Raw genomic sequence first — 14,380 nt, 5'->3', positions numbered from 1 at the left:
GGCGTAGAATTACCCGCACCTCGTGGTGAAAACCGCCGCCGTAGGGAGAGGAAGCGACCCATGAGCCGACTCAACCAAGAGATCGTGATGGGGCTGCTCGTGCTGGCAGGTCTGCTGCTGGCGGCCGAGGCCCGGGCCGATCTGCTCGAAGAACTCGTCCAGCAGGGAGTGAAGCTTCCCTCGGGAACGGCGGTCATGTTGCCCACGCCGATCATGTCCGCGGGCATGACGCCGGCCGAGCAGCAGGAAACGCTCCAACGTGCCGCCGACAAGTATCCGCTCGATCGATTTACGCGCAACGCGGTGGTGTCCCCCTTCGTGCTCGAGATCAATTCGCTCGACGACGAGACGGGCGAGCGGCGTGGCCAGCGCATCGACTTCTGCTTCGTGGCCTACGGCAAGCTGGCGGCCTTCGAAGACGAAGGTTTGTTCGACCAACTGGCCGGCGCCGCGGAGAGCGAATCGGCTCATCAAGAGACGCTCAAGGCTCGCGCCCTTACGCCCGAAGAGTTGAAACAGCGTGGGCTGACGCTCGCAGGCACTCCGGCGCTCGATCCGAATTTCATTGCGATCGACGTGTCGATCCTCGACCGCGTGCAACTGGGAGGCGTGGCCTATACGGAACGCGCCAAGCAAGCCGGGTCGGTGGTCGCGGCGCTGCGGCTCGACGAGCGCTTTGCCGAGGACAAGGAATTTCCCAATCGCTGGCAACCGCTGTTGCGCGACGCCGCCGGGCGGCTGAGCCCTGGCGATCCTCTGCCCTATACGGGGCTCGGCGGCTATATCAAGGTCACAGAATTGGCCGAGCCGCGAGGGGCCTTGTTCATCGAATGCCACGTGGCCTTCGATGAACCGCACGGCTGGTTCGAGGGCAAGAACCTGCTGCGTTCGAAGATGCCGCTGGTGGTGCAGGACAACGTCCGTTCGCTGCGGCGCAAGCTGGCGAGCGCCAGCAAGTAGCGGGCGGCCGCCGCTTTTTGCCGCTCGTGGCGGTTTGCTGTCCGGCGCTGGAGCCGAGGCGTATACTTCAGCCAGGCGCTGTTTCGAGCAGCGCCATCCCTGGAAAGAGGAACCGGCCATGTCGCGACGAGCTCGCTCGAACTTCTACGAAGGGTTGCTGCGTGGGTTGGTCGTGTGGCTCGCGGTAGGGGCTGCCTGGGTCGTCGCGTGGCCGGCAGGAGCGGCTCCCCCCACGGCAGTGGCGGACGAAGCCGATTCGAGCGATGCCGCGCAAGCAACTCCGGCCAAGACGAAATTCCTGCGCGTGACCCGAGACGAGGACGGAAAGCTCGTGGCGATGGAAACGGCCATCGTGCGCTATGTGCCGGCCGACGAGGACGAGGGGATCGTGGTCGATCTGGTGGCCGCGGTACACATCGCCGAACCGGAATACTTCGACGAGCTGAACGACGTGTTCGCGAATTACGACGCCGTGCTCTACGAACTCGTCGCCCCGGAAGACGCGAAGCCGAAGCCGGGCGAGCGCTCGGGGCATCCCATCGCCATGCTGCAAGGAGGCATGCAGAACATGCTCGAGCTGACGCATCAGCTCGACGGCGTCGACTACGAACGGAAGAACTTCGTACATGCCGACATGTCGCCCGAGGCCTTCGAGCAATCGATGCGCGATCGCAACGAGAACATGTTCTCGATGTTCTTCCGCATGCTCGGGCACAGCATCGCGCAGCAGAGTCTGGCCGCGCAGCGCAATCCCGGCGCCGCACGGCAATCGGACGCCGGCATGCTGCTGGCCTTGATGAATCCCGACCGCGCGATGTCGATGCGGCAACTCATGGCCGAGCAGTTCGAAAACATGGATGGTATGATCGGCGGTCTCGACGGGCCTAAAGGTTCGACGCTGATCTCCGAGCGCAACAAGGTCGCGATCGACGTGCTTCAGCGCGAATTGGCAAGCGGAAAGAAGAAGCTCGCCATCTTCTACGGCGCCGGCCACATGCGCGACCTCGAGCAGCGACTCGTCGACGAGCTGGGCATGAAGCTCGATTCCGAACGCTGGCTCGTCGCCTGGAAGCTCAAACGCGACAAGCAGAACGAAGCCGACAAGAAGAAGTGATCGTCGAAAGACGCGGCCGCGCGGCGCTGCTGGACCAGTCTGCGGTGACAACCAGAGTGGTTAGCACCGATGATTTTGCGACTCCGGCCTGGCACGCTGGCAATGCCACTCCGGAAAATCGTCCGTGCTACCTCCCACCGCCTGACCGCAACATCAAGGGGTAGCGGCGCAGCGTGTCATCTGGCGCTAGCGCGCCACGTTGATTTGTTTCGCGCTTGCGGTCTTGATCCGCGGCACGAAGGTATAGAGCTCGTACGTCTCGGTATAGCCCGAATCGGGATTGAGCACGTGGCGCTCACGATCGGCTAGTTCGAAACGCTGGCCGACTTCGGCCAGCCAGGCGTTGAACCTGGCGTCGTCCCGTTTCAGGTCGCCGACCCAGTAGACGACACAGACCAATGGACGTTCGGCCGTAATGGCGTCCCAGTCGGGAGGCTGCCCCGGTCCGCCATGCCGCGGTGAATAGATGCGCTGGTTGCAGAGATAGCGGGCCGAATGTCCCCATTCCCAATTCAAGGGGAAGAAGTCGAGTCCCAGGTCGCGGTAGACGCAGACCATCTCGACGCCGTGCGCCTTATCGTTCCAGAGCCAATCGGCAAAGGCCCGATCGCGCTCGTCGTGGATCGTCTTGTAGGGCATGACAAGATCAGCAATCCCCTGCCCCGCGCCGATCAGTCCCAGCACCGCGATGGCGACCAGGGCCATCGCGCGGCGGAACCACGGCTCGCGCCCCCACGAGATGATCCACGTCGCACCGAGCCCGGCGATCAGACAGATTGCCGGAGCGAGGTAGAGCACGACTCGCGTGCTGCCGCCGTAGGGATAACGCTGCAGCGAGGCGGCGACAAAGGCTAGGAAGAACGGTCCCAGGCAAGCCAGGAGTAGCGTGCGACGGCGCACGCGCCACAAGAGCACGACCCCGGCCACGAAGCAGATCAGATTGAGCGTGCTGGCGCCATTCTTGCCACCGATGGGGAAGGCAAAGATGTGACCGGTATGTTCGCGCACGAGCCACGTCACCAGGGCGATCGGCTGCGTGACGGGGGGGAAGGCCATTTGCCAATAGTCGCCCATACCCCCGGCACCGAACTCACGCTGGTATTGCGCCATCGCCATGACATATTGCAGCCCGCCGAACGAGGCGAGCAACGTGATGCCAAAGGCCACTACCGCCAGACGGATCGACGCCGTGCCGTGCCGCCACGCGTGCCAGCCGAGGGCCAGACCAACGCCGCCAGCCACAAACACCGACGGATAAGAAAGCCAGACCAACAGGGGCGTCACCGTGGCGAGCACCCACAGCCAGCGAGCCTCGCCCGGGCGGCGCAGCCACTCGCCCAATAGCGTCATCAGCAGCATCGCCGCGAAAAGATCGGTGGCATACGGTTTCACCTCGCCGCCATGCCGAATCGGGTAGTAGGCGACGGCAAAGAACGCCACTGCCATCAGCAAGGGGAGACCGCGCAAGATGCCGCTGGCAAAACGCCAGAACAACAAAAGCGTGGCAATGCCCGCCAGGCAGGGAACCAGGCGTAGCGAATACTCAGAAAAGCCAAACAGCCGCACGATCGTTAGTTCGGTCCACAGGAACAGCGGCGGGCAGACCTGGTGATAACGCAGCGGCTGTAGCAGATCGGCATAGCTTTGTTCGAAGAAGTTCGCCGCGACGTAGGCCTCGTCGCCCCACAAAGGGCAGCACAACAGGTAACGCAGCAAACGCAGCCCGATGCCGAGTACGAGAAAAGCGTAGGTCAGTTGAGTGACACGGCGTTCGGCAAGCGGGCTCAGTGAGAAGCCGGGCAGATCGAGCTGGGCGAGCGGCGTCTTGGCCGCCGGGGGAGTCGCGACACGCGGTTGCTCGAAAGCCGAATGGGCGAGATGGGGACCATGTGTCGCGAGATGTTCCGAGGGCGCCGGCGCGGTAGAAGTGTGATGGCGACGCTCGAGACGCTCCGACATGGCACGTTCCGTGTGCGATGAGTGGGTTGTTTAGGCCGCGCGCCTGAGCGCTGTGGTTGCCCGCCGGCGCCCGACGACCGTCAGTCGCGAGCCTGCGCTTGGCAGCACGCGATCGGTCCAGCGCGTCAGCGGCAGCAGCCGGTCGTTCCAGGCGACTTGTCGCGGGCTGGGAACCCCGGGCTCGCTGAAGATTCCAAGCGCGCGGGTGAGCAGTGCCGAGAGTTTTCCCGACTCGTGCGTCTGCACGACTTCGAAGCCGGCTTCTTCGACCCGGGCAGACAACTCGGCCAGGGTGTAGCGACGCCGGCGGCCAAGGGCTTGATCGGCGGCAGTCAGCGGGCCGCCGAGCGCCGTGACAACCAGGTGCCCGTGCTCGGGGAGGATCGTCGCCAGCCGTGCGAGCGCCGCACGATCGTCATCGACGCGTTCGAGCAGGTCGCCGCAGAGCACCGTATCGAAGCGACCCTGCTGCCAGCGGGCCAGGTCGGCGTCGTGGAACAGGTCGGCCTGCTCGATCGACGTGTTTTCGCGCACGGCGAAGCGACGGCGGAGACTCTCGACATACTCGCCCCGCGAGTCGGCCAGCACGACGTGATCGCGCGAGAGCATGCGCGTGCCGAGCGAGCTCTGTCCCGCCGAAACGTCGAGCACGCGACGACCCACGTGTGGCGCCACCTCGGCGGCCAGGGCCTTCTGTTCGGCTCGTGCGTTCTGGCGCGCGGTGAGCTCGTAATGGGTGAGATCGCTCGTGAACTGCGGATCGAGCATGGCGGAGCGGAAGATTTCCCACAGGGCCTTCACGCCGTCGATCGGGCGGATCTTCTTCCCCTCGAGCAGGCTCCGACCTTCGTACCGCACGGGGACTTCGTAGATGCGCGCGCCCCATTGGGCCAGGCGGCTCGTGAGCTCCGGCTCGAACGTGAAGGTTTTCGCCTGGATCTTCAACCGACGCAGAATGTCGGTGCGGACCAGCTTGTAGCAGGTTTCCATGTCGGTCAGGTTCAAACCGGTGAACAGGTTCGACGTGACCGTCAGGAAGCGGTTGACCAGGGTGTGCCACAGGTGGTTGGCCGAGCGTGGCGTGCCGAGGTAACGCGACCCGAACACCGCGTCGGCCAGTCCGGCGGTCAGCGGCTCGAGCAGTTGGGGATAATCGCAGGGGTCATATTCGAGATCGGCGTCCTGCACCAGCGCCAGGTCGCCGGTCATGTGATCCATGGCGGTGCGGATCGCACCCCCCTTGCCGAGATTCACGGCATGGCGGAAGGGGCGGATGCGGGCATCGGCCGTGGCCAACTGCTGCAAGAGCTCCCAGGAGCCGTCGCTCGAGCAATCGTCGACGGCGACCAACTCGATCTCCAGGTCGACCGGCGAGGCCAGCACTCGGCGAACGATTTCGGCCAAGGTCCAGCGCTCGTTGTAGATGGGCATTAACACGGAGAGCTTGCGAAAGGGGCCTCCGGCAGAGGGCGTGTTAGAATCTTCAGCCGATGTGGGGCCCGTGGGCGTCACCGAAAGGGACATGCAGCGTCCTCAATGCAAAGCGAAGGGAACGCGCCGGTCGGGGCGACCAGCCCTGGCGCGAGGGGGCGGATTCTAGTGACCGGCCGCCGCAGGCGGAATACGAATCATCGCGTCAGGCAATGGCTTACGTCGATTTGGTAAGCTGCGCGGACAGCGTTGGCCAGGTGGAGCCCTGGCGCATGAAAAAGCCGCGAGATCCGCGGCCTGGAATGAACAAGAGGGTGGCTGATGGGGCTCGAACCCACGGCCTCCAGATCCACAATCTGGCGCTCTAACCAACTGAGCTACAGCCACCGCGTGAGCAAGAGCCGAATATAGGCACCCGGCTCGGGAGGGTCAATCGCGCGCGGGACCCTCTTCTGGAAGGGGAGAGGCCTCGGTCGGGGCGGCGGTTCGCGCGCGGCGGCGCCGTTCGACGACGAAAAATCCGACGATCGCCAAGGGGAGGCCGCCGTACAACATTCCGGACTGCACGCGGTCATCCAGACCGGCCCGCCATAAGATCACGTGCATGATTTTGGTCCCGGTCGCAAAGCACAGGAAGGTCCAAACGAAGGTGTCCCACCGGCTGTTGAACGACTGTTCGCCACGACGCTCGACGACTGTACGTCGTTCGGATGGCTCCTGTGTCGCGGGGGCTTGGTAAGGGTTGTCGGACAAGGCAGCCCTCAACAGTCAGAAGGAGAATCGTGCTCGCGTGCCTACGGCGCGACCCGCTTGGCCTTGAAGATCAGCACGCCGCTGCCCGGCGGGCTGGCGAACTCCGTCGGACGCAGTCGGTCGAACGGGGCCGAGCAGATGCGGAACTCGTCACCGTCGATCTCGTAGATGCCGAGCATCGTCTTGTCGGCGTTGTCCCCCTCGGTGAACGTGCTGTCCATCGTCTTCGGCTGCCTGGTCGGATCGAAGGTGATCCGGGTGCGGGCGATTACCTGGTCTTTGTTCTTCCAGGTGATGTCGTGCCCCTCGACGACTCGAGTGATGTCCTTGAACGCCGCGACGTCGAGTTGCCGGCCGTCGACCTCGACCGATTCGATCTTCCAGGTTCCTTGCAGCAATTCCAACTCGGCGGCCAACTCTTTTTCAGTGGGTACTTCGGCGGCGAGCACACGCAAGGACAGCGCCAAGAACACGACGTACGCAGGCATGGTTCGTCTCCCGCCCGAGAACTTGAAGTGTGGGTATTACTCGTTGCCGGGCATTATCGCCCCTTTGCTGGCGCTACGCCAGCAAGAGGGCCCGCTGGGCGAGGCCCGCAAGGGCCGGCTCGAGCGCTTCTGCCACGATCCGCTCGATGGCGTCGCGAGCCTCGAGTGGCTGGCCGCCGACCTGCAATTGCAACTCGCCACGTTCGATCTGGTGGACCAATGCCCGGGCAAGCGTGCTCCGTTCGCGCGAACCGTCGAGCAGCGCGACCAGCGCTCGATCGAAAGGGGGCAGATCGGCCGACATATGATGGAGCGTGACGATCCGCTCGCCATGCGCCGCTTGATGCCGCGCCAGGGCCGACGCACGGGGGCGATCGCTCGCGCGGGACGCACACTCGAAAGGTGTGCCATGGAACATGACCGCCTTGGCGCGGATGCAGCGTAAGAGCAACTCGCCCAGTCGAGGGGAGAGTTGCTCGACCTCGCCCAGTTGGTCGACCACCTGGGCGCCGAGGGCCTCGAACGAGAGCGAGCAAGGCGCGGCGGCCACGAGCGCGATCAAGGCCGCCTTGGCCAACGGGTCGTTCGTCGAGAGGGTGACTCCTTCGGCCAGTACGAACTCGGCGATGCCGGTCGAGGCGGCCTCGACGGGGACGTGGGACGCACGTACGAGCGCCGAAAAGTGCAGCTTCGCACAGCGCTCGGGATCGGCCGGATGGCGAACCGGGACCGCCGCGTGGGCGAGCACCGTTTCGCGAAAAGTACGCCGCAAGAGAAAATCGACGTACTGCTCCAGCTCGATCACGTCCGCGGAAAGCTGGGCGAGCGTGGCGCGGACTTCTTCGGGCAGATCGTCGACTCGTTCGTCGAAACGCGCTTCGGCCACGTAACGCAGGCGATGCTCTGCCGCGCGGCCCGCGAACTCGTGGAAATAGAGCGGCTCGTTGAAGGTCTCGAGGTGCTCGTGAAAGACGTAGGCGTCGTGAGCCTCGCGCAGGAGGTCGATCTCTCCCTCGACCATCTGGGCAAAAGGGGTGCTGGGATCGGGCATCGAGCGGGCAAAGAAGTCGAGGAACGCGCGGGCCTCGTCCAGGCGCCGCCGCGGTTCCGTGATGCGCCGCGTATGGTACCGGGCCAGGTCGCGAATGATGCCGCGAAAGTGCCACCCTGGGTAGGTGTTGTAGCTGAGGCACGCCACCCCTTGCGGCGCGAGCAACGTGCGGCACAGCTCGAACATCTTCTGCTGCACGGCGGGGGGGACCCAGGAGTAGACGCCGTGCGCGACGATGTAGTCGAACGAACCCAGCGTCGCGTTGAGATCGAGAATGCTCGCCGCGCGCAGTTCGACATTCGCCAGCCCCGCCGCGCCGAGCGTGGCCTGCCCCATTTCGATCTGCCGGGCGGACAAGTCGAGGCCCACGAAGCGCGCGTCGGGAAAAGCCGCGGCCAGCGGCAGCAGATTGCCACCACTGGCACAGCCAAGCTCGAGCACGCGACACGTGCGGACCTCGGGAGGGTCGAGCCCGTGCAGCGCGGCAACCGCCGCGAGATTGTCGGGCGACATGGCGCGAAACGGCTTGCTGTCGTACGGGATCTCGTCGTAGCTGTCGGGATCCGCGTGCGAGGACATCGTTCGTTCCAATCCAATAAACAACTGCCGTACGGCAGGGGCGAACCTCAGCGGTCGTCGCGAAACTCGCACACGGCCGATTGTCCCTCGCATTCATCCACTTCGATGCGCGTCACGGTGGGACGCGCGATCCCCTTCCGCGCGAGCTCGTCGAGCAGTCGGCGCCCGATGTGCCGGGCGAGCATTTCGGCCGTCGTGTTCGGCACGTCGAGCAGCACGCAATCGCCCCGTGGAAAGATCCACTCGCGATCGGCGTGCGTCACGCGGACGCGACGCTCGTCTGCCTGGACCCGGATCGTGCGATGCTGGGTGGGCAATAGCATGTAGTGATCGAGTTCGAGGACGATTTCCTGCAACAAGTCGCGCAGCAGAATGAAATCGACGACGTAATGGTTTTCGTCGAGCGGGCCGTGGACCTCGGCCGAGACGCGGTAGTTGTGCCCGTGCAATCGTTCGCACATGTCGCCGGCAAAGGTAATGAAATGCCCAGCGCTGAAGACCAGGTAGTCCTTCGTGATGCGAACGCAATAGCTTTCGGTCACCGCGCGAATCTCGTGGGGCGCTCAACGTCGATAAAACCGGAACGGTGGCTTGATTATGCCATCGCGTAGGGCGACGAACAAACCGGCGGCGATCAGGTCGGCCGTGGTGCCGGGATTGCGGCGATGATCGTCGCTACGGAGCCAGAAGTCGAGATCGCCCAAGGCCGCGCGATAGGGGGCGCTCGAGGGGGCCCCGCAGACGAGCACGCGCGCGGCGCGATCGGCGGCTTCTTGAGACACCTGGCTGCCGCACTTGCGCGCGATCAGACTGTCGGGTAGTGCCGCCATCAACCGCACGTGGGCGTGGATGATCGTCTCTTCGAGCGGCCAGCCCGACGCGACCCCCTCGGCCAACCAGGGGAGGACACGGACGAGCACGTCGGAGAAGCCGTGCGTGTACTGCCGCGCCACCGAGTCGCGGTTTTCGGCCAAACGCATCGCCGCCAGCAGATCGTCTGGCGCTGGTCCGCGTACGTCCGCCTCGTCGACCCTGCCCAGGCCCCCCGCCGCCGCCATCCCTATGGCCTCGTACACGTCGCGGGCATCGTCGGCGGTCATGGTGGCGAGCACGCGTTCGACGTTGGCGGCGATCGACTGCTCGCGCGGCACGACGGCCAAGGGGGCCAGCAGGAGGATGGTGCCCAGGTAGGTGTTCGAGTCGGCCACCGATCGCATCGCGCGGACGGCTTCGAGCACGGCTTGTCCCACCCGCCCGCCTGGCGCGGCGCGTTCGATGGCGGGCCCAATCGCCGCGGCGGTAGCGAGAAAATCGGTGTAGGAGACATCCTCGAAATCGGCGTCACGATGGACATTGCCCGGCTTGCGTGCCGTGGCCTCGAGCAAGCAGGCCATGGTGGCGCATTGCCCGAGCGCGAGCTGCACGTGGCCCGGTGAAGCGCTCATCTGGTGGCGACGCCTAACGGATGTCGGACCAGAAAATCTTCGACCGCGTCGATGACTTCGTCCGGGGCGTCTTCGACCACGTAGTGTCCGGCCTGCTCGATGCGGCGCACGTCGGCCGAGGGAAAGAACTCGAGAAACCGCTCGAGAAAGTGGGGCGTGAAGCACCAATCGCGCATGCCCCACACGAACAGCGTCGGTCGATCGGCGAGCGTGGCCAGGCCCGATTCGATTGCCGCTAGTTTGGCGTAGCTCGGGTGTCGGGGCGAAAGCGGAATGTCGCGGACGAATTCGTACGTTGCCCGGCGGTGGTTCCACGAGTCGTAGGGGGCGATCAGCCCGGCGCGTACCTCGGCTGACATGCGGCGGGGATACTCGGTGGCCATCCATAGGGCCGAGCCCGCGAAAGCGTTCAACCCCTGCACGGCGAGCCGGCCGAGGACGGGCGTGCGGCAGAGCCGAATGCGAAGGGGAATTCGCTGGCTGCGGAACCCGGCGGTGTTGAGCAGCACCAAACGGGCGAATCGCTCGGGCATCTCGACGGCGGCGCCCAGGCCGATCGCCCCCCCCCAATCGTGTCCGATCAGCGTGACGTCGGACAAGTCGAGGCTTTCGACGAGTCGCCGCAGGTTCGAAACATGGCGCGCCAAACGATACTCGTAGTCGCGTGGCTTCGACGACAATCCGCAGCCGATATGGTCGGGCACGAGCACCCGGTAGCGATCGCGCAGCGCCAGCACCAATCGCCGCCAATAGAACGACCAGGTTGGATTGCCGTGTACCAGCAGCAGGGCTGGCCCGTGGCCTTCATCGAGATAGTGGTATCGTTCGCCTTCGATCGCCAGTTCGTGCGACTCGAAGGGATACAACTTGCGCCAGTTGCTCACGATCGCGGCTCGCTGGGGGGGAGTTCCGGGGGAGCGTCGCCGCTCAGTTCTTCTTCGGTTTGTCGCGCCAGCCAGGCATCCCACTGTTCTGCCTGCTGACGCGACATGGCCTGGCGATTCTTGTCGATGGCCTCTTGTAACATCCGGCGCATGGGGATGTCGAGTTGGTCGAGTTGCTCGCGCAGCGGCATCAATTCGGCCAGTACGGCGGCCGAGCCCGCATGATCACCGCGATAGCTGAGCATGACGCACTTGCCGGCCAGCCCGAAGGCGCGAAACTTTTTCTCGACTTCGTCCAGGTTGGCCAACTTGTCGAACAGCTCGTAGGCGCGGTCGTTGTCTCCTTTGAGCAGATACAAACGCGCGAGCTGTTGCTGGGCAAGCCGGGTGTAAAACGGGCTGTTCGGCCAATGCTCGGAGACGGCCAGCCAGGCTTCTTCGGTGTTGGCCGTGCTGGCGTACAGGTACTGTGCCAGCGCGCTCTTTTGCTTGGGCACGTGCGAACGGCTGGGATCGACCTGCCCCAAGAGGGACTGGTGCGTGTACCTGGCCAACGCGGCCCCGGCGAACAGTCCCAGTACGATCGCCATTGCCACGAAGGCCCAGGAGCGCGACGGCGGCGTGGCGATTGGTGTCGTGCGCATCAATGCCGCCAGGCGCTGCGTGGCGGCCCCGTCGATGGCGGCCATGGCGTCGGCGCGGGCGTCATCCAGGTCGGCGGCCAGCTCCGCGCCATCGCCATCGAGCCCTTCGATCCGCAAGGCGCGCAACTCGCGGAGCAAATCGCGCGGAGTCGCGTAGCGGTCGCCCGGCTCCTTGGCGAGCATCTTATGGACGACGCGGCACAGCGCCGGCGGAAGATCGGGACGCGCCGTTTCGAGTCGCGGCGGCTCGGTCTTCAGGTGCTGCACGGCCACGGCCAGGGGCGTCTCGCCGCGAAACGGGGGCTCGCCCGAGAGCATGTGATAACAGGTCACGCCGAACGAATAGATATCGCTCCGCGCGTCGAGCGCGCGTCCCTCGACCTGCTCGGGACTCATGTAGAGGGGCGTGCCCATCGTCACCCCGATCTGTGTGAGATGGACGCTCGCGCCATCGCCGGCGATCCGCGCCAGTCCGAAGTCGGCCACCTTCACCTCGCCGCTCCGGGCGAGCATGATGTTCTCGGGCTTGATATCGCGATGGATGATCCCCTGCTCGGCGGCTTTGACCAGCGCGGCGGCAACTTGCCGCATGATGCTCATCGCCAGCCGGGCGTTGGGGGGCCCGCGCCGCGCGAGCAACTCGTTGAGATTCTGCCCCGCGACGTATTCCTGCGCGATGTAATGGACGCCGTCGACACAGCCGACCTCGTGAATCTGCACGATGTTGGCGTGGACCAGGGCCGCGGCGGCTTGAGCCTCGTTGCGAAAGCGGAGGATGTAATTGGCGTCGGTCGCCAGCTCCTGACGCAAGACCTTGACCGCTACCTGCCGGCGCAAGGACGACTGTTCGGCCAGGTAGACCTCGGCCATCGCGCCGCGGCCGAGACGCCGCAGCAGGCAATAGTCGCCCAACTGCCGACCGGCCAGATCGGCATGTGAAGGGGGATCGTTCGCGCTGGCTTGCGATTGCGACATCGACATCGTCGGCGGGGGCCAAGGCAAGGGCCGTGGGCGAACGATCGCGCAGGGCTGCCCGGCGGCAGGAAGGGCCATTGAAGTATCGGCTGGGGCGGCACAAATGACAACCGTCGACGATTCCGTGCCGCCGGACCGTTACATCGTGATCGACCGAATGATCTTGGCCGGGTTGCCCGCCACGATCACGCCGGCGGGGACGTCGCGCGTCACGATGCTGCCGGCGCCGATGATCGAATTGGAACCGATCTTCACGCCGGGACAGAGGATGGCGCCGCCGCCGACCCAGACGTCGGAGCCGATTTCGATCGGCTTGCCATATTCGACCGAGCGGCGGGCCTGGGCCTCGAGCGGATGGGTTGCCGCGTAGATCTGCACGGCGGGGCCGAAGATCGTGTGATCGCCGATCGTCACCGGACAGACGTCGAGCACCACGCAGTTGAAGTTGAAAAAGCACTTCTTGCCCACCGAGATGTGCGCTCCGTAATCGCAATAGAACGGCGGCTGAATCCAGACGTCGTCTCCCCCGCGGGCGAACAACTGGCGCACGATGGCGCGCCGTCCCTCCTCGTCCGCTTCGCGCGTGGCGTTGAGCGCCTGGCAGAGATCTCGCGCGCGGGTCCGCGCCTGTACCAGCTCGGGGTCGAGTGGGTTGTAGAGCTCGCCGGCGAGCATCTTTTCTCGTTCCGTGGGCATCGGTTTACTCCGTGATTTCGCTCGAACCCCAGCGCCGCATCAAGTCGTGTTCGACCCCCAGTTGATCGCAAAGGCGCGCCACGACGAAATCGACCAGATCGCGCACCGTGCGGGCGCCATGGTAGAAGCCCGGCATGGCAGGCAGAATCGTGGCCCCGGCCTCGGCGCAGCGGCGCAGATTGTCGAGTTGAATCAGCGAGAGGGGCGTTTCGCGCGGGACGAGGACGAGCCGCCGGCGCTCCTTCAGGTGTACGTCGGCGGCGCGCTGGATCAAGTTCGTCGACGTGGCGTGCGCCACGGCGCTCACCGTGCCCCCCGAGCAGGGGCAGACCACCATGCCGTCGGTCAGGAACGATCCGCTCGCCATCGGCGCGCGGAAATCGCGGTAGTGATAGTAATGCAGCCGACCGACGCGCGGCGACGGCACGAGCGCGGCGCTATCGCGGGTGACGCCGAGCAACTCGGCAATGAGCGGATGACCTGCCTGCTCGCCTGCCGTGAGGGGGAGCGCGGCGGGGTCGAAACGCTCCAGGTCGAGCGCGACGCCGAGCTCGGTGCGAATCACTTCCTGCCCGGCTGGGCTGATCGAGAGATGCACATCGCGTCCGTCGGCCAACAGAACCTCGAGCAGGCGCAGCGCGTAGATCGCGCCGCTGCCGCCGGTAATCGCCACGACCAGGCTGCGTTTCATTTCGTGCCTACGTAAAGCGTGGCGACGCCGAAGGTGAGCCGCTCGTATTCGACGTGCGATAGGCCGGCCGCACGCATGCGCGCCGCCAGGGCCTCGCCCGAGGGAAACTCGTGGACGCTCTCGGGCAGATAGTTGTAGGCGCTGTGGCGATTGCGGGCCAAGAGCTGACCGATCCGCGGCAACACGCGGCGGAAGTACCAGCCGTAGACCGAACGCAGAAGCGGCTGCTCGGGGAGCGAAAACTCGAGCACCGCCACACGCCCCCCCGGCCGGCAGACTCGCGTCATCTCGCGCAGGCCACGATCCGTGTCGGTCACGTTCCGCAGGCCGAAGGCGACGGTGACCAGTTGGAACATGCCGTCGGCAAAGGGGAGCCGCTGGGCATCCGCCTCGACGAACACCGGCGGCGCTTGGGCGGCATCTCGCTGCGCCTTGGCATCGGCGCGGGTGAGCATTTCGTGGCAGAAGTCGGCGCCGACGATGGGCACGCGCCCGGCGGTGGCTCGCGCGTAGGCCAAGGCGAGATCCCCCGTGCCGGTGCAGAGGTCCAGGATGGGGTCCGTGCCTTGGACCGGGACGCGGCGCACCGTCTTCGAACGCCAGCGACGATCGATGCCGCCCGAGAGCAAATGGTTGAGCAGATCGTAACGCGGCGCGATCTCGCCGAACATCTGGCGGACGCGGGCTTCCGATTTGTCGAGCTTCGGAGG

At 65.4% G+C, this 14,380-nt stretch carries 14 protein-coding genes and 1 tRNA gene; 2 read left to right on the top strand and 13 right to left on the bottom strand.

The features are described 5' to 3' along the window. The first annotated feature begins 60 nt into the window (after nucleotides 1-60). Together KF708_11955 and KF708_11950 are read left to right on the top strand one after the other, a co-directional pair. Nucleotides 61-960 carry a hypothetical protein gene (locus tag KF708_11955; protein MBX3413393.1) on the top strand — a complete coding sequence of 300 codons (900 nt, stop codon included), beginning with the start codon at nucleotides 61-63 and terminating at the stop codon, nucleotides 958-960. A gap of 118 nt (nucleotides 961-1,078) precedes the next feature. Further along, on the top strand, nucleotides 1,079-2,074 hold the full coding sequence (locus tag KF708_11950) for a hypothetical protein (protein MBX3413392.1): 996 nt from the start codon (nucleotides 1,079-1,081) through the stop codon (nucleotides 2,072-2,074). A gap of 186 nt (nucleotides 2,075-2,260) precedes the next feature. Here KF708_11950 and KF708_11945 read toward each other — a convergent pair whose 3' ends face one another. The 13 genes from KF708_11945 to ubiE form a co-directional block, all read right to left on the bottom strand. Continuing rightward, the gene (locus KF708_11945) at nucleotides 2,261-4,033 is read right to left on the bottom strand and encodes a glycosyltransferase family 39 protein (protein MBX3413391.1); all 1,773 of its coding nucleotides are present in this window, start codon (nucleotides 4,031-4,033) and stop codon (nucleotides 2,261-2,263) included. 30 nt (nucleotides 4,034-4,063) lie between these two features. Then, nucleotides 4,064-5,470 (bottom strand): glycosyltransferase, encoded by a 1,407-nt coding sequence (locus tag KF708_11940; protein ID MBX3413390.1) that lies wholly within the window; start codon nucleotides 5,468-5,470, stop codon nucleotides 4,064-4,066. Between the two features lie 307 nt (nucleotides 5,471-5,777). After that, a tRNA-His gene (locus tag KF708_11935) sits at nucleotides 5,778-5,851 on the bottom strand. Nucleotides 5,852-5,893: 42 nt separating this feature from the next. Continuing rightward, a complete protein-coding gene (locus KF708_11930) occupies nucleotides 5,894-6,070 on the bottom strand; it encodes a hypothetical protein (protein ID MBX3413389.1) in 177 nt (58 codons plus the stop codon). Between the two features lie 188 nt (nucleotides 6,071-6,258). Beyond that, nucleotides 6,259-6,705, bottom strand: coding sequence for a TIGR03067 domain-containing protein (locus KF708_11925; GenBank protein ID MBX3413388.1), 447 nt, complete (start codon nucleotides 6,703-6,705; stop codon nucleotides 6,259-6,261). 73 nt (nucleotides 6,706-6,778) lie between these two features. Further along, complete coding sequence (locus tag KF708_11920; protein ID MBX3413387.1) at nucleotides 6,779-8,335, bottom strand: methyltransferase regulatory domain-containing protein; 1,557 nt, start codon at nucleotides 8,333-8,335, stop codon at nucleotides 6,779-6,781. Between the two features lie 47 nt (nucleotides 8,336-8,382). Further along, nucleotides 8,383-8,877, bottom strand: a complete 495-nt coding sequence (locus KF708_11915) for a 6-pyruvoyl tetrahydropterin synthase family protein (GenBank protein ID MBX3413386.1) — start codon at nucleotides 8,875-8,877, stop codon at nucleotides 8,383-8,385. 21 nt (nucleotides 8,878-8,898) lie between these two features. Continuing rightward, entirely contained in the window at nucleotides 8,899-9,780 is an 882-nt protein-coding gene (locus KF708_11910) for a triphosphoribosyl-dephospho-CoA synthase (protein ID MBX3413385.1), read from the bottom strand. Continuing rightward, nucleotides 9,777-10,667, bottom strand: coding sequence for an alpha/beta fold hydrolase (locus tag KF708_11905; protein MBX3413384.1), 891 nt, complete (start codon nucleotides 10,665-10,667; stop codon nucleotides 9,777-9,779). Before KF708_11905 ends, KF708_11910 begins: the two co-directional genes overlap by 4 nt. Next, the gene (locus KF708_11900) at nucleotides 10,661-12,283 is read right to left on the bottom strand and encodes a serine/threonine protein kinase (GenBank protein ID MBX3413383.1); all 1,623 of its coding nucleotides are present in this window, start codon (nucleotides 12,281-12,283) and stop codon (nucleotides 10,661-10,663) included. Before KF708_11900 ends, KF708_11905 begins: the two co-directional genes overlap by 7 nt. Before the next feature lie 138 nt (nucleotides 12,284-12,421). Continuing rightward, nucleotides 12,422-12,979 carry a sugar O-acetyltransferase gene (locus KF708_11895; GenBank protein MBX3413382.1) on the bottom strand — a complete coding sequence of 186 codons (558 nt, stop codon included), beginning with the start codon at nucleotides 12,977-12,979 and terminating at the stop codon, nucleotides 12,422-12,424. A 4-nt stretch (nucleotides 12,980-12,983) separates the two neighbouring features. Further along, nucleotides 12,984-13,670 (bottom strand): UbiX family flavin prenyltransferase, encoded by a 687-nt coding sequence (locus KF708_11890; GenBank protein ID MBX3413381.1) that lies wholly within the window; start codon nucleotides 13,668-13,670, stop codon nucleotides 12,984-12,986. After that, nucleotides 13,667-14,341: a bifunctional demethylmenaquinone methyltransferase/2-methoxy-6-polyprenyl-1,4-benzoquinol methylase UbiE gene (gene ubiE / locus KF708_11885; protein MBX3413380.1), complete on the bottom strand. Its 675-nt coding sequence runs from the start codon at nucleotides 14,339-14,341 to the stop codon at nucleotides 13,667-13,669. The genes KF708_11890 and ubiE overlap by 4 nt, the downstream gene beginning before the upstream one ends. Nucleotides 14,342-14,380 lie beyond the last annotated feature (39 nt).

The sequence above is a fragment of the Pirellulales bacterium genome (assembly GCA_019636335.1).
Classification (GTDB): Bacteria; Planctomycetota; Planctomycetia; order Pirellulales; family JAEUIK01; genus JAHBXR01.
Note: the sequence above shows the minus strand (reverse complement) of the source record. Positions and strands in the feature narration are given on the sequence as shown.

What these genes read in the sequence shown, in the direction of transcription:
- KF708_11955 (MBX3413393.1), top strand. Translation starts at nt 61, where the DNA reads ATGAGCCGACTCAACCAAGAGATCGTGATGGGGCTGCTCGTGCTGGCA.
- KF708_11950 (MBX3413392.1), top strand. Translation starts at nt 1,079, where the DNA reads ATGTCGCGACGAGCTCGCTCGAACTTCTACGAAGGGTTGCTGCGTGGG.
- KF708_11945 (MBX3413391.1), bottom strand. Translation starts at nt 4,033, where the DNA reads ATGTCGGAGCGTCTCGAGCGTCGCCATCACACTTCTACCGCGCCGGCG.
- KF708_11930 (MBX3413389.1), bottom strand. Translation starts at nt 6,070, where the DNA reads ATGCACGTGATCTTATGGCGGGCCGGTCTGGATGACCGCGTGCAGTCC.
- KF708_11925 (MBX3413388.1), bottom strand. Translation starts at nt 6,705, where the DNA reads ATGCCTGCGTACGTCGTGTTCTTGGCGCTGTCCTTGCGTGTGCTCGCC.
- KF708_11920 (MBX3413387.1), bottom strand. Translation starts at nt 8,335, where the DNA reads ATGTCCTCGCACGCGGATCCCGACAGCTACGACGAGATCCCGTACGAC.
- KF708_11910 (MBX3413385.1), bottom strand. Translation starts at nt 9,780, where the DNA reads ATGAGCGCTTCACCGGGCCACGTGCAGCTCGCGCTCGGGCAATGCGCC.
- KF708_11900 (MBX3413383.1), bottom strand. Translation starts at nt 12,283, where the DNA reads ATGTCGCAATCGCAAGCCAGCGCGAACGATCCCCCTTCACATGCCGAT.
- KF708_11895 (MBX3413382.1), bottom strand. Translation starts at nt 12,979, where the DNA reads ATGCCCACGGAACGAGAAAAGATGCTCGCCGGCGAGCTCTACAACCCA.
- KF708_11890 (MBX3413381.1), bottom strand. Translation starts at nt 13,670, where the DNA reads ATGAAACGCAGCCTGGTCGTGGCGATTACCGGCGGCAGCGGCGCGATC.
- ubiE (MBX3413380.1), bottom strand. Translation starts at nt 14,341, where the DNA reads ATGTTCGGCGAGATCGCGCCGCGTTACGATCTGCTCAACCATTTGCTC.